At 70.3% G+C, this 22,739-nt stretch carries 22 protein-coding genes and 2 tRNA genes; 20 read left to right on the top strand and 4 right to left on the bottom strand.

Going from position 1 to position 22,739, the window contains the following annotated elements; genetic code table 11:
• Nucleotides 1–104: 104 nt before the first annotated feature.
• The 9 genes from gyrB (at nt 105) to ASD18_RS02515 (ending at nt 8,860) form a co-directional block, all read left to right on the top strand.
• The gene (gene gyrB, locus ASD18_RS02550; protein ID WP_056086220.1) at nt 105–2,147 is read left to right on the top strand and encodes a DNA topoisomerase (ATP-hydrolyzing) subunit B; all 2,043 of its coding nucleotides are present in this window, start codon (nt 105–107) and stop codon (nt 2,145–2,147) included.
• Between the two features lie 48 nt (nt 2,148–2,195).
• Entirely contained in the window at nt 2,196–4,802 is a 2,607-nt protein-coding gene (gene gyrA / locus ASD18_RS02545) for a DNA gyrase subunit A (RefSeq protein WP_056086217.1), read from the top strand.
• Nucleotides 4,799–5,767 (top strand): DUF3566 domain-containing protein, encoded by a 969-nt coding sequence (locus ASD18_RS02540; protein WP_056086215.1) that lies wholly within the window; start codon nt 4,799–4,801, stop codon nt 5,765–5,767. The genes gyrA and ASD18_RS02540 overlap by 4 nt, the downstream gene beginning before the upstream one ends.
• A 73-nt stretch (nt 5,768–5,840) precedes the next feature.
• Nucleotides 5,841–5,914: transfer RNA gene (locus tag ASD18_RS02535), tRNA-Ile, on the top strand.
• 23 nt (nt 5,915–5,937) lie between these two features.
• Nucleotides 5,938–6,057 carry a DLW-39 family protein gene (locus ASD18_RS21435; RefSeq protein WP_210768242.1) on the top strand — a complete coding sequence of 40 codons (120 nt, stop codon included), beginning with the start codon at nt 5,938–5,940 and terminating at the stop codon, nt 6,055–6,057.
• A gap of 21 nt (nt 6,058–6,078) precedes the next feature.
• Nucleotides 6,079–6,154 (top strand) — tRNA-Ala (locus ASD18_RS02530).
• Nucleotides 6,155–6,196: 42 nt separating this feature from the next.
• The gene (locus tag ASD18_RS02525) at nt 6,197–6,826 is read left to right on the top strand and encodes a GyrI-like domain-containing protein (protein ID WP_056091411.1); all 630 of its coding nucleotides are present in this window, start codon (nt 6,197–6,199) and stop codon (nt 6,824–6,826) included.
• A gap of 175 nt (nt 6,827–7,001) precedes the next feature.
• On the top strand, nt 7,002–8,213 hold the full coding sequence (locus tag ASD18_RS02520) for a sensor histidine kinase (protein ID WP_056086213.1): 1,212 nt from the start codon (nt 7,002–7,004) through the stop codon (nt 8,211–8,213).
• Nucleotides 8,201–8,860, top strand: a complete 660-nt coding sequence (locus ASD18_RS02515) for a response regulator transcription factor (RefSeq protein WP_255355431.1) — start codon at nt 8,201–8,203, stop codon at nt 8,858–8,860. The genes ASD18_RS02520 and ASD18_RS02515 overlap by 13 nt, the downstream gene beginning before the upstream one ends.
• Here ASD18_RS02515 and ASD18_RS02510 read toward each other — a convergent pair.
• The gene (locus ASD18_RS02510) at nt 8,857–9,504 is read right to left on the bottom strand and encodes a GNAT family N-acetyltransferase (RefSeq protein WP_056086209.1); all 648 of its coding nucleotides are present in this window, start codon (nt 9,502–9,504) and stop codon (nt 8,857–8,859) included. The genes ASD18_RS02515 and ASD18_RS02510 overlap by 4 nt on opposite strands.
• Nucleotides 9,505–9,587: 83 nt before the next feature.
• On the opposite strand from ASD18_RS02510, the gene ASD18_RS02505 reads away from it, so the two are divergent.
• From ASD18_RS02505 to hisF, 5 genes are read left to right on the top strand one after another with little or no spacing between them, the layout of a single operon-like run.
• Nucleotides 9,588–10,514 carry an ABC transporter ATP-binding protein gene (locus tag ASD18_RS02505; protein ID WP_056086206.1) on the top strand — a complete coding sequence of 309 codons (927 nt, stop codon included), beginning with the start codon at nt 9,588–9,590 and terminating at the stop codon, nt 10,512–10,514.
• On the top strand, nt 10,511–11,347 hold the full coding sequence (locus ASD18_RS02500; protein ID WP_056086203.1) for an ABC transporter permease: 837 nt from the start codon (nt 10,511–10,513) through the stop codon (nt 11,345–11,347). Before ASD18_RS02505 ends, ASD18_RS02500 begins: the two co-directional genes overlap by 4 nt.
• The gene (locus ASD18_RS02495) at nt 11,344–12,162 is read left to right on the top strand and encodes an ABC transporter permease (protein WP_056086200.1); all 819 of its coding nucleotides are present in this window, start codon (nt 11,344–11,346) and stop codon (nt 12,160–12,162) included. The genes ASD18_RS02500 and ASD18_RS02495 overlap by 4 nt, the downstream gene beginning before the upstream one ends.
• Before the next feature lie 42 nt (nt 12,163–12,204).
• Nucleotides 12,205–12,831 carry an imidazole glycerol phosphate synthase subunit HisH gene (gene hisH, locus ASD18_RS02490; RefSeq protein WP_056086197.1) on the top strand — a complete coding sequence of 209 codons (627 nt, stop codon included), beginning with the start codon at nt 12,205–12,207 and terminating at the stop codon, nt 12,829–12,831.
• Entirely contained in the window at nt 12,821–13,618 is a 798-nt protein-coding gene (gene hisF / locus ASD18_RS02485) for an imidazole glycerol phosphate synthase subunit HisF (RefSeq protein WP_056086194.1), read from the top strand. The genes hisH and hisF overlap by 11 nt, the downstream gene beginning before the upstream one ends.
• Nucleotides 13,619–13,684: 66 nt before the next feature.
• Here the strand turns inward: hisF and ASD18_RS02480 are convergent, their stop codons facing one another.
• Nucleotides 13,685–16,843 (bottom strand): glycoside hydrolase family 9 protein, encoded by a 3,159-nt coding sequence (locus ASD18_RS02480; protein WP_056086191.1) that lies wholly within the window; start codon nt 16,841–16,843, stop codon nt 13,685–13,687.
• Nucleotides 16,844–17,045: 202 nt separating this feature from the next.
• A complete protein-coding gene (locus tag ASD18_RS02475) occupies nt 17,046–18,017 on the bottom strand; it encodes a hypothetical protein (protein ID WP_200938439.1) in 972 nt (323 codons plus the stop codon).
• 140 nt (nt 18,018–18,157) lie between these two features.
• Between ASD18_RS02475 and ASD18_RS02470 the strand changes: the two genes are divergently transcribed.
• Together ASD18_RS02470 and ASD18_RS02465 are read left to right on the top strand one after the other, a co-directional pair.
• Nucleotides 18,158–18,697 (top strand): peptidylprolyl isomerase, encoded by a 540-nt coding sequence (locus ASD18_RS02470; RefSeq protein WP_056086188.1) that lies wholly within the window; start codon nt 18,158–18,160, stop codon nt 18,695–18,697.
• A 184-nt stretch (nt 18,698–18,881) separates the two neighbouring features.
• On the top strand, nt 18,882–19,565 hold the full coding sequence (locus tag ASD18_RS02465) for a rhomboid family intramembrane serine protease (RefSeq protein WP_369817245.1): 684 nt from the start codon (nt 18,882–18,884) through the stop codon (nt 19,563–19,565).
• 279 nt (nt 19,566–19,844) lie between these two features.
• On the opposite strand, the gene ASD18_RS02460 is transcribed toward ASD18_RS02465, so the two are convergent.
• Nucleotides 19,845–20,093 (bottom strand): cell division protein CrgA, encoded by a 249-nt coding sequence (locus tag ASD18_RS02460; RefSeq protein WP_056086185.1) that lies wholly within the window; start codon nt 20,091–20,093, stop codon nt 19,845–19,847.
• A gap of 176 nt (nt 20,094–20,269) precedes the next feature.
• Here ASD18_RS02460 and ASD18_RS02455 point away from each other — a divergent pair, with 176 nt between their 5' ends.
• The 4 genes from ASD18_RS02455 to ASD18_RS02445 are packed head-to-tail and all read left to right on the top strand — an operon-like array spanning nt 20,270 to nt 22,715.
• Nucleotides 20,270–21,100 carry a DUF881 domain-containing protein gene (locus ASD18_RS02455; protein ID WP_056086181.1) on the top strand — a complete coding sequence of 277 codons (831 nt, stop codon included), beginning with the start codon at nt 20,270–20,272 and terminating at the stop codon, nt 21,098–21,100.
• On the top strand, nt 21,097–21,900 hold the full coding sequence (locus ASD18_RS02450) for a class E sortase (protein WP_235522231.1): 804 nt from the start codon (nt 21,097–21,099) through the stop codon (nt 21,898–21,900). The genes ASD18_RS02455 and ASD18_RS02450 overlap by 4 nt, the downstream gene beginning before the upstream one ends.
• 31 nt (nt 21,901–21,931) lie before the next feature.
• The gene (locus tag ASD18_RS21255) at nt 21,932–22,090 is read left to right on the top strand and encodes a hypothetical protein (RefSeq protein WP_200938437.1); all 159 of its coding nucleotides are present in this window, start codon (nt 21,932–21,934) and stop codon (nt 22,088–22,090) included.
• Between the two features lies 1 nt (nt 22,091).
• Entirely contained in the window at nt 22,092–22,715 is a 624-nt protein-coding gene (locus ASD18_RS02445) for an aminodeoxychorismate/anthranilate synthase component II (RefSeq protein ID WP_056086178.1), read from the top strand.
• Nucleotides 22,716–22,739 lie beyond the last annotated feature (24 nt).

Below are 22,739 nucleotides of genomic sequence, written 5' to 3'. Positions count from 1 at the left end.
GGCGCATCTGTGCCCGGAACTCCAGCGTCATGGAGTGATCCGACCCGGCGAAGTTCGGTCGGCGCGCTCCGTCGCGTGTGAGAGCTTGAGGAGCACCACCGCCCGTGGCTGAGCAGAGCACCACCCCGTCCAGCACCATCAAGAGCGGCAACGGCGGGTACGACGCCTCCGCGATCACGGTGCTCGAAGGCCTCGAGGCGGTGCGCAAGCGCCCCGGCATGTACATCGGCTCCACCGGTGCCCGTGGTCTGCACCACCTGGTCACCGAGGTCGTCGACAACTCCGTCGACGAGGCGCTGGCCGGCTACTGCGACCACATCGAGATCACGCTGCTGCCCGACGGCGGCGTGCGCGTGGTCGACAACGGCCGTGGCATCCCGGTTGCCATCCACCCGACCGAGGGCCGGCCGACGGTCGAGGTCGTCATGACGATCCTGCACGCCGGCGGGAAGTTCGGTGGCGCGGGCTACGCGGTCTCCGGAGGTCTGCACGGCGTCGGCATCTCCGTGGTGAACGCGCTGTCCACCCGCGTCGAGACTGTGGTCAAGCGCGACGGGTTCGTGTGGCAGCAGGACTTCGCCGACGGAGGCAAGCCGCTCGGTGAGCTGCAGAAGGGCGAGGCGACGGACGAGTCCGGCACCACGCAGACGTTCTGGGCGGACCCGGCCATCTTCGAGACCACCGAGTACGACTTCGAGACGCTCCGCGCCCGCTTCCAGCAGTACGCGTTCCTCAACAAGGGCCTGCAGATCACGCTCACCGACGAGCGTCCCGAGCACCTGGACACCGGCGACGAGGTCGTCGGCGGCGAGGAGCCCGAGGAGGAGGGCGGAGCGCCGGCCGCGCGGACCGTCACCTACAAGTACGACGACGGCCTGGTCGACTACGTCAAGCACCTGAACGGCGCCAAGAAGGTGGAGGTCGTCCACCCGGAGATCATCGACTTCGAGTCCGAGGACACCGAGCGCCGGATCGCCGTCGAGATCGCCATGCAGTGGACCAACGCGTACTCCGAGTCGGTGCACACCTACGCCAACACGATCTCGACCACCGAGGGCGGCACGCACGAGGAGGGTTTCCGTGCGGCGATGACCTCCCTGATCAACCGCTACGCGCGTGAGAAGGGCATCCTCAAGGAGAAGGACGAGAACCTCACCGGCGACGACATCCGCGAGGGCCTCACGGCGGTCATCTCCATCAAGCTGGGCGAGCCGCAGTTCGAGGGCCAGACCAAGACGAAGCTCGGCAACACCGAGGCGAAGACGTTCGTGCAGCGGGTGGTCAACGAGCAGCTGGGCGACTGGCTGGACTCGCACCCGAACGAGGCGCGGGACGTCATCCGCAAGTCGATCCAGGCCGCGGCCGCCCGCATGGCCGCCCGCAAGGCGCGCGAGGCCACCCGCCGCAAGGGCCTGCTCGAGTCGGGCGGCATGCCGGGCAAGCTGCGAGACTGCCAGTCGAACCGTGCGGAGGAGTGCGAGATCTTCATCGTCGAGGGCGACTCCGCCGGCGGCTCGGCGGTGCGCGGTCGCAACCCGCGGACGCAGGCGATCCTGCCCATCCGCGGCAAGATCCTCAACGTCGAGCGCGCCAGGCTGGACCGCGCCCTGGGCAACCAGGAGGTGCAGGCGCTGATCACGGCGTTCGGCACCGGCATCGGCGAGGACTTCGACCTGTCCAAGCTGAGGTACCACAAGATCGTGATCATGGCCGACGCCGACGTCGACGGTCAGCACATCCGCACCCTGCTGCTCACCCTCCTGTTCCGCTACATGCCGAACCTCATCACGCACGGCCACGTGTACCTGGCGCAGCCGCCGCTGTACCGGATCAAGTGGGCCAACGCCGAGCACGACTACGTGTACTCGGACCGTGAGCGGGACGTGTTCATCACCGACGGTCAGGCGGCCGGCAAGCGGCTGCCCAAGGACAACTCGGTCCAGCGGTACAAGGGTCTGGGCGAGATGGACTACCAGGAGCTGTGGGAGACGACCATGTCGCCCGAGCACCGCACCCTCCTGCAGGTCACGCTCGACGAGGCCGCCGCGGCCGACGAGATCTTCTCGGTCCTCATGGGCGAGGACGTCGAGTCCCGCCGCTCGTTCATCCAGCGCAACGCGAAGGACGTGAGGTTCCTCGACGTCTAGTCGAGGAACCCCGTCGTCCGACCGCCCGCACCGAAGTAAGGAACCCCGTTGAGCGAGACCACCGGCAACGAGATCGAGCACGGCAACATCGAGCAGGTCGACCTGCAGCTGGAGATGCAGCGGTCGTACCTCGACTACGCCATGTCCGTCATCGTCGGCCGCGCCCTGCCGGACGTGCGCGACGGCCTCAAGCCGGTGCACCGCCGCGTGCTCTATGCGATGTACGACGGTGGCTACCGGCCGGACCGCCAGTTCTCCAAGTGCTCGCGCGTGGTCGGCGACGTCATGGGCAAGTACCACCCGCACGGTGACACGTCGATCTACGACGCCCTGGTGCGGCTGGTCCAGGACTGGTCGCTGCGCTACCCGCTGGTCTCCGGGCAGGGCAACTTCGGCTCCCCGGGCGACGACCCCGCCGCCGCGCCCCGGTACACCGAGTGCAAGATGGCCCCGCTGTCCATGGAGATGGTCCGGGACATCGACAAGGACACCGTCGACTTCCAGGACAACTACGACGGCCGCACCCAGGAGCCCACGGTCCTGCCGTCGCGGTTCCCGAACCTGCTGGTCAACGGCTCGGCGGGCATCGCGGTCGGCATGGCCACCAACATCCCGCCGCACAACCTGCGCGAGGTGGCCGAGGGCGTCCAGTGGCACCTCGACCACCCGGAGGCGTCCCGCGAGGAGCTTCTCGCCGCCCTCCTGCTGCGGATCAAGGGCCCGGACTTTCCCACGGGCGCGACGATCCTCGGGCACAAGGGCATCGAGGAGGCGTACCGCACCGGCCGCGGCTCGATCACCATGCGCGCGGTGGTGGAGGTCGAGGAGATCCAGGGCCGGATCTGCCTCGTCGTCACCGAGCTGCCGTACCAGGTGAACCCGGACACGCTGGCGAAGAAGATCGCGGACCTGGTCCGCGAGAACAAGGTGACCGGCATCGCCGACATGCGCGACGAGACCTCAGGTCGCGCCGGCCAGCGCCTCGTGATCGTGCTCAAGCGCGACGCCGTCGCGAAGGTCGTGCTGAACAACCTCTACAAGCACACGCAGCTGCAGGAGACGTTCGGCGCGAACATGCTCGCCCTCGTCGACGAGGTGCCGCGCACGCTGAGCATCGACGCGTTCGTCCGGCACTGGGTCACCCACCAGCTCGAGGTCGTCGTCCGCCGCACCGCGTTCAAGCTGCGCGAGGCCGAGGCCGACATCCACATCTACCGCGGGTACCTCAAGGCGCTCGACGCGCTCGACGAGGTCATCGCGCTCATCCGCCGGTCGCCCGACGCGGACGAGGCGCGCGCCGGCCTGATGGCGATGCTCGACATCGACGAGCTCCAGGCCAACGCGATCCTCAACCTGCAGCTGCGCCGGCTGGCTGCGCTGCAGCGCCAGGAGATCCTCGAGCGGTACGCCAAGCTCGAGGCCGAGATCCTCGAGTACCAGGCGATCCTGAACTCGGAGCAGCGCCAGCGCGACATCGTCTCCGACGAGCTCGGTGAGATCGTCGCGAAGTACGGCGACGAGCGCCGCACGACGATCCTGCCGTTCGACGGCGAGGTCAGCGTCGAGGACCTCATCGCCGAGGAGGAGATGGTCGTCACCATCACGCGCGGCGGCTACGCCAAGCGGACGCGGTCGGACAACTACCGGGCGCAGCGTCGTGGCGGCAAGGGCGTGCGCGGTGCGCAGCTGCGCGAGGACGACCTGGTCGACCACTTCTTCGTCACGACGACGCACCACTGGTTGCTCTTCTTCACCAACCTCGGACGCGTCTACCGGGCCAAGGCCTACGAGCTGCCGGAGGGCGGTCGTGACGCCAAGGGTCAGCACGTGGCCAACCTGCTCGCGTTCCAGCCGGGCGAGAAGATCGCGCAGGTGCTCGACATCCGCGACTACACCAACGCCGAGTACCTGGTCCTGGCCACGCAGCGCGGCCTGGTGAAGAAGACGCGCCTGTCGGACTACGACTCCAACCGGTCCGGCGGCGTCATCGCGATCAACCTGCGCGAGGACGAGGACGGTCTGCCGGACGAGCTGGTCTCGGCCCGCCTGGTCGACTCCGACGAGGACCTGATCCTGGTGTCCCGCAAGGGCCAGTCGGTGCGGTTCACCGCCTCCGACGAGTCGCTGCGCCCGATGGGTCGGGCAACCTCCGGCGTCACGGGCATGAAGTTCCGCGCGGACGACGAGCTGCTCGCCATGGACGTGGTGCGTGAGGACGCGTTCCTGTTCACCGTGACGCAGGGCGGCATCGCCAAGCGCACCGCGCTCACCGTGGAGAACTACCGGCAGCAGGGTCGCGGCGGTCTGGGCATCAAGGTGGCCAACCTCCCGGAGGCGAACGGCGACCTCGTCGGCGCCCTCGTGGTGGACCCCGAGGACGAGGTGCTCGTCATCATGGAGCGCGGCAAGATCGTGCGCTCCGCCACGTCCGAGGTGAACGCCACGGGTCGCACGACGCAGGGTGTCATCTTCGCCAAGCCCGACAACGGGGACCGCATCATCGCGGTCGCGCGGAACACTGAGCGACACCTCGCCGAGGAGCCGGGTACCGTGGGCGCTGAGAATGGTCAGGTTTCCGACGTCCCGGACGTTCCCGGTGACGCCGAGACGCCCGTCGACCAGGCAGTGACCGACCCGTCAGCGGAGGACGCATGACCGATTCCACGCCCCCCTCGATCCCGCCGCGCAAGCGACCGACGACGCCGACGACCGCCGGTCGCACGACGACCTCGGCTCCCCGCGCCGGATCGACGTCGGCGTGGAACGGCACGTCGACCGAGGACGCCGCGACGCACGTGCCGGGTCTGAACGGCTCCAACGGCACCACCGCGTTCACCGTGTCCGCGAGCGTGATGCCGCCGACGGTCGCCCCGACCAAGGCGTCGCCGCCGGCGGAGCGGGCGGAGGAGCCGGAGCGCCCGACGAGTGCCGTGAAGACGGAGGCCGCGCCGGTCACCGCGACATCTCCACAGGATCGTGACACCTCCGTACCGGCAGTCGGCGACGAGCACGACCCTCCGTCCCCGATGATGGTGGCGGTGGACACCGCCACCGTCTGGCTGAAGAAGGCCGGCGTCGCGACGTCCGCAGCGATAGCCGCGGCCACTCGACCCCGTACCAAGGAACCGACCATGACGACCACCCCGGCAACTGCCCCGGCGGCCAGCACCACGGCCCCCCGGCCGGCCACCGCGTCCGACAACCTCACCGGCGCGCGGCCGACCACGGGACGCATCCCGGCAGTCGGCCCCCACGGCGCCCCGCGCCGGGTCCGGCTGGCGATCTCCCGCGTCGACCCGTGGTCGGTGATGAAGCTGTCGTTCCTGCTGTCCGTGGCCATCGGCGTGATGATCGTCGTCGGTGCGGCGGTGGTCTGGTTCACGCTGAACGGGCTCCAGGTGTTCACCAAGGCGAACGACCTGGTCACCCAGATCACCGGTACGGAGAGCGGGATCGACATCCTGCAGTACGTCGAGTTCCAGCGGATCATCTCCGGCGCGACCCTCATCGCGGTGATCGACGTCTTCCTGCTGACGGCCCTCGCCACCATCGGCGCATTCCTCTACAACATCGTGGCGGCGCTCGTCGGCGGCGTGCACGTGACCATGACGGACGAGTGACCAGAGCCGGTTTGGGTGGGGCCCCCGCGCTGGGGTAGTCTCATCCGGCGCCACTGCGGCGCGCGTAGTGCACGGGCCTATAGCTCAGACGGTTAGAGCGCTTCCCTGATAAGGAAGAGGTCACAGGTTCAAGTCCTGTTAGGCCCACTCCCAAACCCGTGGGGGAACCGATGAAGAAGCTCCTGCTCCTGGTGGCAGCCGCCGCCGTCGGATTCGTCGTGTGGCAGAAGTACGCGCAGGATCGCGACGAGCGAGACCTGTGGGCAGAGGTCACCGACACCTTCGAGTGACCCGCCCCGGGGATGCGCAACGGGGCCATGGCGCAATTGGTAGCGCACCTGCTTTGCAAGCAGGGGGTTAGGGGTTCGAGTCCCCTTGGCTCCACCAGTGTCACCGCTGCCCCTGTCGACCACCTCGACAGGGGCACTCGTGTCTGAGAAGACGGACTTCAGCAAGACCCTCGACGGCTACCGCGCGCAGCGGGGCATCGTCCGGCTCGTGGACGTGCCGGAGATGCAGTACCTGATGATCGACGGCCACGGGGATCCCAACACCTCTCCCGAGTTCGTGGACGCCGTCGGCGCGCTCTACCCGGTGGCGTACACGCTCAAGTTCGCCAGCAAGCGCGAGCTCGGACGTGACTACGTGGTGCCGCCGCTGGAGGGCCTCTGGCGGGCCGACGACATGGACTCCTTCACGGTGGCGCGGGACAAGTCCCGGTGGGACTGGACGCTGCTGCTCATGGTCCCGGACTGGATCGACGATGCCCGGTACTCCGTGGCCGTCGAGCAGGTCCGTGGCAAGAAGGATCGACCAGCACGGCTCGACGACGTCCGGCTGGAGACCTTGGCCGAGGGCCGCTGCGTGCAGACGCTGCACGTCGGCTCGTTCGACGACGAGGCTCCTGTGCTGGCGCAGCTGCACCACGAGTTCATCCCGGGCAACGGGCTGCGGATGACGGGGACGCACCACGAGATCTACCTCAGCGACCGCCGCAGGGTCGCACCGGAGAAGATGCGCACGATCCTGCGGCAACCCGTGGCCCCCGTCGAGGAGTAGCGGCTGCGTGGTCAGCCCTCGACCGGCTCCGGCTCCTGCCCTGACGTCCCGTCGCTCCACGTCCGGCCACCAGCCGGCGTCCGTCCGACGAGTCGGGGCCGGGTCCACCGGACGGTGGAGGTGGTCCGGCCGCAAGGTGGGCGAAGCCGTCCGGCACGCTGCCTAGGCTGCCGTCATGTCCCTCGACACCGACCTGCCTTCGCAGGAGCAGCCCGCGCTGTCCACGTGGTCGAGCGTGTGGCGGTACCTGGTGGCCGCGGGTGTCGGACTGGCCGCCTGGGGGGTGACCGCGGCCGAGCACTTCTCGGTCTCGCCCGCGGCCGCGGAGAACGTCGCCGGGACGCTCGTCGTGGTGGACCTGGCGCTGGGCGTGATGACGACCTGCCTGCTCGCGCTCCGCCGCCGGTACCCCTTGGCGGTCGCCCTCCTGACGCTCCTCGCGACGACGGTCTCGTCGGCGAGCGTCGGTGCCGCGACGATCTCCCTGGTCTCGATGGCCACCTGGCGGCGACGGAGGTGGGTGATCGCGGCCGGCGTGGTCGCGCTCGTCACCGGTCTGGTGTCCGAGCTGTTCTACCGCGCGGCCTTCCCTGACCGGGACAACAGCGGCTATCTCGTGCTCGTCGGGTTCCTCGTGAGCGTCACCTACTTCGCGGCGGTCGTCGCGACCGGCTACTACATCGGCACCAGGCGCGAGCTGGTGTCGTCGCTCCGCGAGCAGGTGGCGACGGCCGAGCGCGAGCGGGAGCTGGCCATGGAGCGGTCCCGCGACGCCGAGCGCACCCGGATCGCGCGGGAGATGCACGACGTGCTCGCGCACCGGATCTCGCTGGTCGCCCTGCACGCGGGCGCGCTCGCCTACCGGGACGACCTGACGCGCGAGGAGACGCGCGAGACGGCGCAGACGATCCAGTCGAACGCCCAGCTGGCCCTCAGCGAGCTCCGGCAGGTGCTGGGAGTCCTCCGGGCCGGTGCAGGCGCCGAGGGCATCGAACCCCCGCAGCCCACGCTCGCGGAGCTGCCCGCACTGCTGGCCGATGCGCGCGAGGCGGGGTCCGACGTCGACCTCGACACCACCGGTCTCGTCGAGGAACCCCGGCCGCAGACCCTGTCCCGCACGTCGTTCCGGATCGTCCAGGAGGCCCTGACCAATGCCCGCAAGCACGCCCCCGGTGAGCCCGTGAGCGTCCGGCTGTCCGGCGGACCCGGTGCACGGCTGGAGATCGAGGTGCGCAACCCGGTCCGCTCACCTCCCGACGGGCAGCGCGGCGGGGTCGGCCTGGCCGGGCTGGCGGAGCGGGCGGAGCTGGCCGGAGGCGAGCTCGATCACGGGATCGGGCCAGACGGGGCGTTCGTCGTGGAAGCGAGGCTGCCGTGGCCGGCGTGAGGGTGGTCGTGGTCGACGACGACGCCCTGGTGCGCGCCGGCCTGCGGATGATCCTGGGCGGCTCACCGGACCTCGAGGTGGTCGGTGAGGCGGCCGACGGTCAGGAGGCTCTGGACGTCGTCGCGCGCGAGCTGCCCGACGTGGTGCTCATGGACATCCGGATGCCGCGGATGGACGGCCTCGCCGCCACCCGCCGGCTGCGTGAACGAGGCACCACGGCACGGATCATCGTCCTGACCACGTTCGACACCGACGAGATGGTCCTCACCGCGCTGCAGCTGGGCGCCTCCGGGTTCCTGCTCAAGGACACCGCGCCGGCCGATCTCGTCGTGGCCGTGCAGCGTGTGGCCCTCGGCGAGCCCATGCTGTCGCCCAGCGTCACCAGCCAGCTGATCGCCGCGGTCACCCGGCCCGCCGACGACGGTCGTCGGCGCAAGGCGCGGACCCTCCTGGCCCGGCTCACCGACCGGGAGCGGGAGGTCGCCGACGCGGTGAGCAACGGGCTGACCAACACCGAGATCGCCCGGTCGCTGCACCTCGGCGTGGCCACGGTGAAGACCCACGTGGGCAGCCTGTTCACCAAGCTCGAGGTGACCAACCGGGTGCAGGTGGCCCGGTACGTGCACGACGCGGCGGACGACCGCTAGAGACCGAGCTGCTCCCGGGCCGCCTCGACGCCGACGAGCGTGACGTCGGGTCGCAGCTCGGGCGGCCGCGCGTCCCACGTCGCGCGGTCGAGCACGTACCGACGGCTCTCGGCGGGGGTGCCCTCGCGGGCCAGGACGTCGACGCCGTTCTCGGTGTAGCCGATCCGGCGCGTGACACCGTTCGACGACGCGTTGTCGGCGAACGCGCTGGTCGTCGCGCGGAGCCCGTCGAACCCCTCGAAGAGCAGGTGCAGGATCATCAGGCGCATGCGCGTGCCGACGCCCTGACCGTGATGCCGCAGACCGAGCCACGACCCCGTCTCCGCCGAGCGGGTCACCAGGAAGTCCTGGGCCGTGAGCTCCTGCGTGCCCAGCACCTCGCCGGCCCGGACGACCGCGAGCTCGAGGTTCCACTTCGCCGGTGAGGCCGATGCGCGGGCTCCCCACTGGTACGCCAGGACGCTCCGGGCGACCTCCGTCGGCGTGCCACGGGTCCACGGGGTGGTGAACGGCATCGCGTCCGGCGCGTGCACGCCGTCGCCCGCCAGGCGCGCGAGCGCAGCGAGGTCCTCGTCGTCCGTGTAGCGCAGCTCGAGGTCTCCGCTGCGGACGCGCAGTCCTGTCACCGGCCAGAGGTCATCCATGGCCGCAGGTTTCCGTGCCCGGCTGCCCCGGTCAACTTCAATGGGCTCGGCTGTGTGGGTCCGCTCGTCTAGGTTGGACCGCTGTGACCGCACCCGTGATCGCCGCCCACGGCCTGACCAAGCGCTTCGGCGACTTCACCGCCGTCGACGGCATCGACTTCGAGGTGCCGCCGGGCGAGTCGTTCGGTCTGCTGGGACCCAACGGCGCCGGCAAGTCGACGACCATGCGCATGGTCGGCGCCGTCTCGTCGCGCACGGCCGGTGACCTGACGGTGCTCGGGCTGGACCCCGACACGCACGGCCCGGAGATCCGCTCCCTGCTCGGGGTCGTGCCGCAGGAGGACAACCTCGACACCGAGCTGCGGGTGCGCGACAACCTCATCGTGTACGGCCGCTACTTCGGCATCCCGCGGTCCGTGTGCGCGACGCGGGCCGACGAGCTGCTGGGCTTCGCGCAGCTCGAGGAGAAGCGGAACGCCAAGGTCGACGACCTGTCGGGCGGCATGAAGCGACGCTTGACCATCGCCCGCGCGCTCATCAACGAGCCGCGCATCCTCATGCTCGACGAGCCGACCACCGGGCTCGACCCGCAGGCGCGCCACGTGCTCTGGGACCGGCTGTTCCGGCTCAAGGAGCGCGGCACCACCCTGGTGCTCACCACGCACTACATGGACGAGGCCGAGCAGCTGTGCGACCGGCTGGTGGTGGTGGACAAGGGCAAGATCATGGCCGAGGGCAGCCCGTCGTCCCTGATCCGGCAGTACTCGACGCGGGAGGTGGTCGAGCTGCGCTTCGGGTCCGACCGCAACGCGGAGGCCGCCGTGCGGATGGCCGGTCTGGTGGAGCGGATCGAGGTGCTCCCGGACCGGGTGCTGCTGTACGCCGACGACGGCGAGGCGGTGCTCGAGCGTGTGACCGACCTGGGCCTGCACCCCACGACGTCCCTCGTGCGGCGCTCCAGCCTCGAGGACGTGTTCCTGCGGCTCACGGGGCGGAGCCTGATCGAATGACCGCCACAGTCACCGAGGCAGCGGTCCAGGCTGCTGTCCGGCCACGCCGGTTCGGGGCCTGGTACATCGCCGAGCACCAGCTGCGCGGCATGAAGGCGTACGGCTGGACCATCGTGGTCGGCAGCGTCGGCAACCCGCTGCTGTACCTGCTGGGCATCGGGCTCGGGCTCGCGACGTTCCTCGACCAGCCGATCGCGTCCGGCGCCGACGGGCTCGTGGACTACGTGTGGTTCGTGGCGCCGGCACTGCTGGCGACCGCCGCGGTCACCGTGGCCATGGACGAGTTCACCTTCGTGATCATGGCCGGCTTCAAGTGGCGACGGATCTTCTGGGGCATGAACGCCTCGCCGATCGCACCCCCGCAGATCGCCGCCGGGCTGGTCCTGTCGGTCGTCGTGCGGATGCTGTTCACCACGACCATCTACTACCTGCTGATCGTCGCGTTCGGGGCCGTGGGCGACCCGGTCACCGGGGCGCTCATGCCCCTGGTCGGCGTGCTGGCGGGTCTCGCGTTCGGGCTGCCGGTCATGGCGTTCTCCGCGAGCCTGACGGAGGACAAGGGGCAGTTCGCCCTGGTGCAGCGGTTCGTCTTCACGCCCCTGTTCCTGTTCTCCGGCACGTTCTTCCCACTGGCCACCCTGCCCGTCTGGCTGCAGTGGATCGGGTGGGTGTCGCCGCTGTGGCACGCGAGCGAGATCGGGCGGTCGCTGTCCTACGGCTCACCGCCGGACGCGTGGCCTGTGGGGCTGCACCTGGCGGTCCTGCTCGTGCTCGCCGCGGGCGGTTGGGTGATGGCGCGACGGGTCTTCGTGAGGAGGCTCCGGGCAGGATGACGTCGACCACCACCACCGAGCCCACCCGCAGCGCCATCAGCGCGCTGTACGCGCGCAACGCGCGGTCCGTCGTCGCGCGGGGCCTCAAGGCGACCAAGAGCTCCAGCGGGATCATCGTGCTCTCCGGCTTCTTCGAGCCGGTCTTCTTCCTGCTCGCCATGGGCCTCGGCCTGGGCTCGTTCATCGGCGACGTCGAGCTGCCCGACGGGACCTCGGTGTCGTACGCGGCCTTCATCGCGCCGGCCCTGCTGGCGGTCTCCGCCATGAACGGTGCCGTCTACGACTCCACGTGGAACGTGTTCTTCAAGATGCACTTCGGCAAGCTGTACGACGCGATGCTGGCCACGTCGCTCGGGCCGCTCGACGTGGCGTTCGGAGAGATCACCTACGCGCTCCTGCGTGGCGGGGTCTACGCCTTCGGGTTCCTGACGGTCATGCAGGTCATGGGCCTCAACCTCGCCTGGTCGGCGGCGCTCGCACTGCCCGCCGTGCTGCTCGTCGCGTTCGGGTTCGCCAGCGTCGGGATGGCCGTGACCAGCTACATGAAGACCTTCCAGCAGATGGACTGGATCAACTTCGTGATGCTCCCGATGTTCCTGTTCTCGGCCACCTTCTACCCGATCACCGTCTACCCCGGCTGGATCCAGGGGGTCATCAAGGCGCTCCCGCTGTGGCACGCGGTGGAGCTGGTGCGCGGGCTGACGCTCGGGGTGGTGGACGGCACGATGCTCACGCACGTGGCGTACTTCGTGGTGATGATCGGCCTGGGCCTGGCGTTCACCACCGTGCGGTTGAAGGCCCTGTTCCTCGACTGACGTCCAGGATATGAGACGGGTGTCCGGTGTAGGATTGGGCAAGTGATCGGGATCATCGACTACCGCACCGGTAATTCGCAGAGCATTTCTTATGCGCTCGAGCACCTCGGTGTCCCCCACGCGCTGGTGGCCAAGCCCGGCGAGTGCGACGAGGTCGACAAGTACATCCTCCCCGGGGTCGGCGCGGCCGGCGTGACCATGGAGTCGCTGGCCCAGGAGGGCTGGATCGACCACCTCTCGGAGAAGGTTCTGGCCGATGGTCAGGGCTTTCTCGGGGTCTGCGTCGGCCTGCAGGTGCTGTTCGAGCACTCGGACGAGGGCGACGTCGAGTGCCTCGGCTGGCTCAAGGGGTCGGTGCACGAGTTCGACAAGTCCCAGGTCCGGGTCCCGCACATGGGCTGGAACAACGTCGACGTGCGCGGTGACCACCCGTTCTCTCGCGCATTCACGCCGGGCGGCTTCTACTATTTCGTGAATTCCTTCTATGCCGTTCCGACCGACGATTCCACCCTGGTGGGCGTCACCACCTACGGCCAGGAGTTCGCCGCCTCCGTGGCGCACAAGAACATCATGGCGACGCAGTTCCACACCGAGAAGAGCGCGCGCGCCGGCCTGCAGGTGCTCAAGGCGTTTTGCGATCTAGACGTGAAGGACCTCGATGCTCGCTAACCGGCTGATCGCCTGCTTCGACGTGAAGGACGGCCGCGTCACCAAGGCCCAGCAGTTCCAGGACAACATCGACGTGGGGGACCCGGCCGAGCTGGCCGACCGGCTGTACCACGAGGACGTCGACGAGATCGTCATCTACGACATCATGGCCAGCGCCCAGAAGCGTCAGATCGACCTCGCCATGGTCCGCAGGGCGGCGCACCGCACGTTCGTCCCGCTGACGGTCGGCGGCGGGATCCGGCACCTCGAGGACATGCACGAGGTGCTCCGGGCAGGGGCGGAGAAGATCAGCATCGACTCGATGGCCGTGCGCAACCCGCAGATCATCACGCAGGGGTCGGTCGAGTTCGGTCGCCAGTGCATCGTGCTCAGCATGCAGGTCAAGCGCGTGGAACCGACGGGGACGATCCCCAGCGGGTACGAGATCGCGATCGACGGGGCTCGCACCTACACGGGCATGGACGCGGTCGAGTGGGCCAAGCGGGGTCAGGACCTGGGCGCCGGCGAGATCGTGGTGAACAGCATCGACCGCGACGGCACCGGCTCGGGATACGACCTGGACATCACGCAGCGGATCACCGAGGCCGTGTCGCTGCCGGTCATCGCGTCGGGCGGGGCAGGTCTGGTCAGCCACGTGGCGGACGCGTTCCGGATCGGCGCCACGGGAGCGATCACCAGCTCGATGCTCTACTCGCCGCGCGTGGAGCACACCCTGACCGTCGGCGAGATGAAGGCGCAGCTGGCCGAGATGGGCGAGCACGTCCGTCCGGTGCACAGCGCCGACTGACCCGAGCAACGCCGAAAGGGCGCCCACCTCGGTCAGCGAGGTGAGCGCCCTTCGTCGTGCCGCCGGTCAGGAGACCGTGCAGGCCACCCCGTTCACCGTGAAAGCGGTCGGGGCCGTGTTCGTGCCGGTGTGCGAGCCGTTGAACCCGATGTCGGTGCTGGCACCGGGCGCGAGGGTCGCGTTCCACGAGAGCCCCGTGGCGGTGACCGCCGACCCGGTCTGGGTCCACGTCGCGCTCCAGCCCTGCGTCACCTTCTGACCCGAGGGGAACGTGAACCCGAGGGTCCAGGTCAGCGGGGTGGTCGACGTGTTGGTGACCTTGATGCTCCCGGTGAAGCCGACGTTCCAGCTGTTGGCGGAGTACGCCACGGCGCAGCTGCTGCCGGTCGTCGTCGGGAGGGTCGTGAAGGCGACCGGCGAGCTCGCCGCCGAGGTGTTGCCGGCCGCGTCCTTGGCCCGCACCGCGTAGCTGTACGCGGTGTTCGCCGAGAGGCCGGTGAGGACCGCCGTCGCCGACGTCGGTGAGGCCACCAGGGTCGAGGTCGAGCCCTGCACCCGGTACACGTCGTACCCGGCCAGTCCGCTGCCTCCGGTGTCGGTCGACGCCGCCCAGGTGAGGGTGGCGCCGGTCTGGGTGATCGACGACGCCGCCGGCGTGCCGGGCACGGTCGGTGCGGTGGTGTCGGTCGCAGCCGTGGTGGTGAACGTGACCGACGAGGATGCGACCGAGACGTTCCCGGCGACGTCCTTGGCCCGCACCGCGTACGTGTACGCGGTCCCGGCGGTCAGGCCGGTGAGCGCGAAGGTGGTCCCGGTGGCCGTGCCGACGACGGTGGAGGACGACCCGCTGATGCGGACCACGTCGTACCCCGTCAGTGCGTACGTCCCCGGGGTGCCGGCCGTCCAGGTGAGGGTGGCTCCGGTCGCGGTGACCGTGGACGCGACCGGCGTGCCGGGCTTCCCCGGCGGCTGGACCTCCACGGGCGGGTCGGCCGTGGTGAACGTGCCGACCGCGGAGGCGGCGGACACGTTGCCCGCGACGTCCTTGGCCCGCACCGCGTACGAGTACGCGGTGCTCGCCGTGAGGCTGGACAGGACCGTCGTGGTGGTGGTGGTGGACGCGACCAGGGTCGAGGTGGAGCCCTGGACCCGGTACACGTCGTAGCCCGCCACGCCGCTGCCGGCGTCGGTCGACGCCGTCCAGGCGAGCGAGGCGCCGGTCGACGTGATCCCGGACGCCACGGGGGTGCCCGGGACGCTGGGCGCGGTCGTGTCGGTGACCGTGCCGGTGGGCTCGGTGCCCCAGATGAGCCGGCCGCCGTCGTAGAGCGTGATCGCCTGTGTCTTGGCCAGGGCGGTGGTGTTCAGGCCGGCGAACGACGGGTCGTTGGTCGCGTTCCACGTGGAACCACCGGTCACCCGGAACTGGAGCTCGCGGCGGTGCTGGGACTGACCACCGGGGTGGATGTTCTGACCGACGCAGCTGAGCTCGGCGTAGTAGAGGGTGCCGCCCGCGCTCACCGGCTTCGCGGTCTGCGGTCCGCACTCGCTGTAGTTGGCCGAGAGCGTGAGGTTCGCCGCCGAGTCGCCGGCGTCGAGCGTGAACCAGTACCGCAGGGTGCCGTTCTTGAGCGCACGTGCCGGGAAGGCCGACTGGTTGCGGATCATGGCCTTGACCTCGGTGAACGTGCCACCGGGGGGCTGGTTGAGCATGGCCTCGACGAAGATCTCGTCCCCGTCAGGCTGCTCGGCGACCGGGAAGCCGGACAGCGGGGTGCCGCCGTACTCCTGGGTCAGCCGTGCGAGCGCGCTGGAGAAGCCGGCGTTGTAGTCCGTGGCCACCTCGTTGGCGGTGTAGTCGGACCGCAGGTCGGTGTACGAGTCGTTGGCGCCGCTGGGTCCGCCGACGAGCGCCCCGTACAGCACGTGCCTCGTCGCGGTCGGCGCGGTCAGCGAGTCGAGCCACGAGCCGTGCGCGGTGCGGTGGTGCGGGTTCTGCGGCGGGTTGGCGCCGAAGCCCACGACGTAGCTGGACTTGCGGGGGTTGTCGCCGAGCGCGTAGTTGATCTGGCGCACACCGAAGTCGTGGTACCTCGCCTTGCGCGTGGCGTCGGTCAGCCAGTCGGAGTAGACCAGCGCGACGAACGACGTGTTCGCCGCGTACCGCAGCGATCCCCACGAGTCGAGGACGGCCTGGCCGCCGGGCGAGTACGGGATCCGCTGGCCGTTGACGCCCACGGTCCAGTAGTCGAGCCACCGGTTGGCGTCGTCGACGTACTGCTGCTTGCCGGTCTCCATGGCCAGCAGCGGGTACATCGCGTAGGACTTGTCGTCCCACGCGACGGTCCACTTGTAGGACCGGGTCGACGTCTGGTTCTCGACGCTCAGCTTGAGGTACTCCGCCTCCGCCTTGGCCAGGTAGGTGGCGTCACCGGTCGCCTTGTAGAGCCAGTAGGCGCCCCAGACCAGCTCGTCCTGGTAGCCGGACCACGACTTGTAGTACGCCGCCGCCGCTGTCACGCAGTCGGAGTACTTCCCGCGGTAGGTGTCCGCGAACGCGTAGAGCTGCTTGGCGTGCGACAGGAGCGTGGCGGAGTACGTCGGGTCGTCGGTCTTGAAGACGATCGCCGCCGACGCCAGGGACGCTGCGGTCTCGCCGGCGACGTCCGAGCCGGGGCAGGAGGCGCTGATCTTGTGCGACGGCCGGGCCATCGTCATGACCTCGGCGGGACCCCACCACTTGTGGTCGGCCTCACCGTCGCCCACCTGCACGTACAGCTCGTTGGGCGCGGTGTGCGCCTTGATGAAGTAGTCGTTGACCCAGCGCAGGTTGCTCTTGAGCTCGTCCAGCTGCCCGGCCTTGGTGTAGCCGGCGGGGGCGGCGATCGCGCCCCACGCGAGCATGGTCGACGAGAACGCCATGGGGAGCCCGAACTTCACGTGGTCGCCCGCGTCGTACCAGCCGCCCGTGAGGTCCTTGCCCACGTCGGCGCCGTCGGTCAGCGCCGAGTCACCGCGCCAGCTCACGCGGTTGTCGGCGGGCAGGTCGCCCGCGCGCTGCGCCTCGTAGAAGAACATCGACTTCTGCAGGGCCTCGGCGTAGTTGTACGCCGGGTCGGCGGCGGTCGCGGCGCCGGCCAGCGGTGCGACGAGCAGGCCGGCGGCGACGGTCACGGCGGTCGTGCACGCGATCGCGACGCGACCACGGGTTCTGGGGCGGTGCATGGGGTCCTCTTCCACGGCACTGGGGACGGTCGACTCGAGTGGGTCGGCGGGGGGCCCCGGCGTCGCCTCGGTGCGGCCCCGGCACGACGCGCCTCGCGCATCGTCCTCAGAGCGGCGGACGAGGGTCAACGCCCAAAACGTTTAGGCAGACGACGACGGCCCCCGGTCCGTGAGGACCGGGGGCCGTGCGGGTCAGAGGGGCTCAGAGCGGGCGGTCGCCCTCGCCGAGGTCCTTGACGGGGTCGGGCGGGGAGTCGATCACCGGCTCCGCCACGGGCGCGTCGGTGTCGACCACCACGGGCGTCGTGGTGTCGGCCGGCTTGGACGTCCGACGGGCGGTGGCCTTCTTGGCTGCCTCCGTCGCGCCGGCGACCTTCTCCTTGGCGACGTCGGTCGCCTCGGACACCTTCTCGGTCAGGTCGTCCTTCGCCTCCGCCACCTTCTCGGACAGGCTCTCCGTGGCCGCAGTGACCTTCTCGGCCGCCTTGCGCGTGGCGTCGCGACCCTTCGCGACCGCGCTGCCGGCCGCCTCACCCACGGCGTCCGCGGCGTCGCCCACGCGGGTGTGCGCCGACCCGGTGTCGGTCGGCTCCCACGGCTCTGCCCACGGGTCCACGCTCGATCGCGACCGGGTCCAGGCGGCGACCCCCGCGCCGATGCCGACGAGGGCGGCCAGCAGCCAGAACACCTTGGCGCCGGTGTGCTTCTTCTTGCCCGACGCCGCCTCGGCGGCGGCAGCCAGGGCAGCGGCCCTGCCCTTGCCCCGGGTCGCGGCGGAGTCGGCGGCGTGCTCGACCGCTGCTCCCGCCTTGACCGCGGCGTCGTTCATGGCCGCCACGAGCTTGGGCAGCAGGTCGTCCACCAGCTTGTCGTGGGCGCTGTCGATGGCCGGCGACGCCTTTGCGGCCGCGCTCTCCACCTTGGGGGCGGCCGCCTTGACGCTCTCCTTGTACAGGTGCTCGACCCGCGGCAGCAGCCAGTCGATGGCCGCCTCGACCCGCGGCGTGGTCCAGTCCTTGGCCTGGCTCGCGGCGTCGCCGGCCTTGGACGCCGCGGTGCCCGCGGTCTCCTTGGCGCTCCGCGCGGCGTCGGCCAGCGTGGCACCCAGGTCGGCCGCCTGGTCCTTCAGCTTCTCGGTATCGACGTCGATCTTCGGGCTCTTCGTGAACGGCATTCTCGGCTCCCGGCTCGTCGGCTGTACTGGCGTCCCACTCTGCCACCGTGGGCGCACCCGTGCAGGGTGGTATTCGGCCCGTGGCCTGCGCGACCGCTCTTTCCAAGGTCTTCGTCAGGGTCGCGTGCGAGACTTCTCGCATGTTTGCGACCCTGCACACGACCGCCGGAGACATCCGGATCGAGCTCTACCCCAACCACGCGCCCCGCACGGTGCAGAACTTCACGGGGCTGGCCACGGGAACGACCCCCTGGACGGACCCGACCACCGGCGAGGAGCGCACCGACCCCCTGTACAACGGGGTCGTCTTCCACCGCGTGATCTCCGGGTTCATGATCCAGGGCGGTGACCCGCTGGGCACCGGTCGCGGAGGCCCGGGCTTCACGTTCGACGACGAGATCCACCCCGAGCTCTCGTTCAACGAGCCCTACCTGCTCGCCATGGCCAACGCCGGCAAGCGCCTGGACCCGACCACGGGCAAGGTCGGCGGGACCAACGGCTCGCAGTTCTTCATCTCGGTGGCGCCCACCGAGTGGCTCAACGGCAAGCACACCATCTTCGGCAAGGTCGCCGACGACGAGAGCCGTGCCGTGGTCGACGCCATCGAGAAGACGCGAGTCCGCCCGGGTGACCGCCCGGTCGAGGACATCGTCATCAACTCGATCACCGTCGAGGACTGAGACCACCATCAGCGAGCTCTCCCAGCCGGGCGCGCCGGTCGCGCCGCCGGTCTGCCCTCGGCACCCCGACCGGGTGTCGTACGTGCGGTGCCAGCGGTGCGGCCGGCCCACCTGCCCGGAGTGCCAGCGCCAGGCGGCGGTCGGCGTGCACTGCGTCGACTGCGTGGCCGAGGCAGCCCGGACTGTGCCGAGCACCCGCACCGCGCTCGGCGGGGTGCGGCACGACGGCCGGCCCGTCGTCACGCTCACGCTCATCGGCCTGTGCGTGGTCAGCTTCGTCCTGCAGCTGGTCCTGCCGTCGTGGACCGGGCGCTGGCTGTTCTCGCCGATCCTCGGGTTCTACGAGCCGTGGCGCTTCCTCACCGCCGCGTTCCTGCACTCCCCCGGGCAGTACCTGCACATCGTGTTCAACATGGTGGCACTGTGGTTCGTCGGGCCCACGCTCGAGAACACCCTCGGCCGCGCTCGGTACATCACCCTCTACCTGGTGTCGGCCGTCGGCGGCTCGGTGGGGTCCGTCCTGCTGGCCACCGCGACCGGGAGCTGGGCCACCACGAGCGTCGGTGCGTCCGGTGCGGTGTTCGGCCTGTTCGGCGCCATCCTCGTGGTCAGCAAGCGGCTCGGCGGGGACGTCCGCGGCATCCTCGTGCTCATCGGCATCAACCTGGCACTCGGGTTCGTCATGGCGAACATCGCGTGGCAGGCGCACGTCGGCGGGCTGGTCACCGGCGGGCTGCTCGCCGCGGCCTACGCCTACGCACCCGCGTCTCGACGCCGGCTCGTCGCCGTCGCCGCGCCCGTGACGCTCTGCGCGGTCCTGCTCGTGGCCACGCTGCTCACGTACGCGTCCGTCGGCGCGTTCGACTAGTCCCAGCGCCGCTCACAGCAGGATCCGGCCCCGTCGTGCGTGTCCCCACAGTTGCCCACACCTGTGGAACTACACCCGTGTAGTTATCCACAGACTTGTGCACCGCTGGGGACAGTCCGCGCGTTCCTGCAGGTCAGGACGCGGCGCTGGGGACGACGTCGGTGGTGCCAGGGTGGGGACGACGCCCGCAGCCGGACATACCGGTCACCCGCCCGCAGGGGTCGACGAAGGCGCCGCCCGCGGGTGCGAGCGGCGCCTGGAGTCAGAGCGTGGGGAGCGTCAGCGCCAGCGCGTCGTCATGCCGAAGCCGGCGATGATCAGGACGAACCCGATGGCGAGGTTCCACTGGTTGATGCCGGGGATCGGGTACTGCGACTGGGTGAGGTACGTGACCACGATCCAGATCAGTCCGAGGATCATCAGCCCGAGCATCACGGGGAGGAACCAGGGCGCGTTGACCTTGGGTCCCGTCGACTCGGCGGGCGGCGGTGTGTACGTCGCCTTCTTGCGCGACTTCGACTCAGGCACGTCCGGTGCTCCTGTCCTGCAGCGGTGCGGCCCCGGGGCCGCGGGAGACCACGGCGGGGAACGGCGTGGTCGAGAAGGGTTCGTCGATGATGCACCGAGGCCGCGTCGTCACGGACCCGTCGCATCGTGACCTAGCGTAGTGCCCACCCGAACCGTGCCCGTCCGAGGAGCCGTCCGTGACCGACCACCCGCACCGCGCGCGCCGCGTCCTCGCGCGCGGGACGCTGTCGGTCGCTCTGGTGCTCGCCCTGTCCGGGGCCCTGTTCGCGGCCAACGCGAAGTTCGCCCGCGCCTCCGGCGACCGCCACCCGCAGGACCTGCGGGAGCTGGTCCAGGTGGAGACGGACCGCGTCGCGCGGCTCGCCACCGAGGTCGACGCCCTCCGGGCCGATGTCGACGACCTCACGACCAGCGAGAACGCCGCCGGCGGGAGCCCTCCGGGGACCCCCGGCACCGGGTACGTGGTCGAGGGTGGTCTGGTCCCCGTCGTCGGCCCGGGAGTCACGGTGCAGCTCGAGGACGCGCCGACCGACTCGCCGCGGCGCGACGAGGTGAGCCCCGACGTGCTGGTGGTGCACCAGCAGGACCTGCAGGCCGTGATGAACGCGCTGTGGGCCGGGGGCGCCGAGGCCATGGAGCTCATGGACCAGCGGGTGATCTCCACGAGCGCGTTCCAGTGCGTCGGGAACGTGCTCAAGCTGCACGGCCGGCTGTACTCCCCGCCGTACGTGGTGCGCGCGATCGGCGACCCGACGGAGCTGCGCCGCGCGCTCCTCGCCTCGCCGGCCGTGCAGTCGTACCTGCGCGACGCCGCCGACGTGGGGCTCGGCTGGTCGGTGACCGACGCGGAGGAGCCGCTCGCGCTCGGGGCCTACTCGGGTGCGACAGAGCTGAGGTCCGCGACCGTCCCCGACGGCGTCGAGATCCTGCCCGGGCTCGAGGCCGCCGAGGCGGAGGCCGAGGACCGCGCGTCCCCCAGCTCGTCGGCCCCGGGAGCTGACGGGTGAGCGGCACGACGGTGGAGCCGTCGCCCGACACCCGGCGGGAGCGGCAGAAGAGGGCCGCGGCCGGACGCGTCCGGCACACGGTCTACGGGGTCGTCGGGGTCATCGGCGAGGTCCTCATCACGCTCGGCGTCCTGCTCTTCGCGTTCCTCGTGTGGCAGCTGTGGTGGACCGACGTCGTCGGCAACCGCGCGCAGGCCGAGATCGTGCGCGAGCTCCCCTTCGAGCCGGTCCCGACGGCGACGCCGAGCGCCGGGGCACCCGCGGGACCGATCATCGCCCCGCCGCGGCGCGACGAGCCGCCGGTGATGGCCGAGCCGCCGCACGCGACGACCTTCGCGACCATCCAGGTGCCGCGCTGGGTGGGCGAGCCCGAGCGCCCGATCAGCCAGGGGACCGACCGCGCCACGGTGCTCGACGTGCTCGGCGCCGGGCACTACGAGGGCACCGCGATGCCCGGCGGGCTCGGGAACTTCGCGGTGGCCGGGCACCGGACCACCTACGCCAAGCCGTTCAACCGGGTCGAGGAGCTCCAGGTGGGCGACCCGCTGGTCATCCGGACCACCGACAACATCTGGTACGTCTACCGGGTCACGTCGACGCAGATCGTCATGCCGTCCGAGGTCTCGGTGATCGCCCCCGTCCCCGGCGACCCCGGTGCGACCCCCACCGAGCGCATGATCACGCTCACCACCTGCCACCCGATGTTCTCGGCGCGGGAGCGGTTCATCGTCCACGGGGTGCTCGACTACTGGGCGCCGACGTCGGACGGGATCCCGGCCGAGCTGGTCGGTGGCGCATGATGGTCACCTGCGAGCGGGACGGAGGGCGCTGATGTACGGATGGTTGTGGCACCGGCTGCCCGGACCCGCCGCGGTGCGCGTGCTGATCCTCACGGTCGCCGCACTCGCGGTCCTGACCGCCTGCTTCCTGTGGGTCTTCCCGGCCGTCGCGCCGTTCATGCCCTTCAACGAGACGACTGTGGGTGAGTGACGTGACGCGGATCCTCGTGATCGACAACTACGACTCGTTCGTCTACACGATCGTCGGCTACCTCAACCAGCTGGGCGCCGAGACCGTCGTCGTGCGCAACGACGCGGTGCCGCCCGTGGCCGAGCGGACCGGCTTCGACGGCGTCCTGGTGAGCCCCGGTCCCGGCACGCCCGCCGACGCGGGCCAGAGCATGCAGGTGATCCGCGACTGCGCCGACGCCGGTCTGCCGATGCTGGGCGTCTGCCTCGGCCACCAGGCGCTCGGTGAGGTGTACGGCGGGACCGTCACGCACGCCCCCGAGCTGATGCACGGCAAGACCAGCCAGGTGGAGCACAAGGGCGAGGGCGTGCTGGCCGGGCTGCCCGACCCGTTCACCGCCACGCGCTACCACTCGCTCGCGGTGGTGAACGACACGGTGTCGGACGAGCTCGAGGTGACCGCCACCGCGCACGGCATCATCATGGGTCTCCAGCACGTGACCCTCCCGCTGCACGGGGTGCAGTTCCACCCCGAGTCCGTGCTCACCGAGGGTGGCCACCGGCTGCTGGCCAACTGGCTCGAGATCTGCGGCGACGACCAGGCTGTGGCGCGCTCCGAGGGGCTGCACCCGCTCGTCCGCCTCTGACCGTACGACGAAGGGGCCGTCCCG

The organism is Cellulomonas sp. Root137 (assembly GCF_001426725.1).
Lineage (GTDB): Bacteria > Actinomycetota > Actinomycetes > Actinomycetales > Cellulomonadaceae > Cellulomonas.
This window is presented reverse-complemented; position numbering and strand designations above follow the sequence as displayed.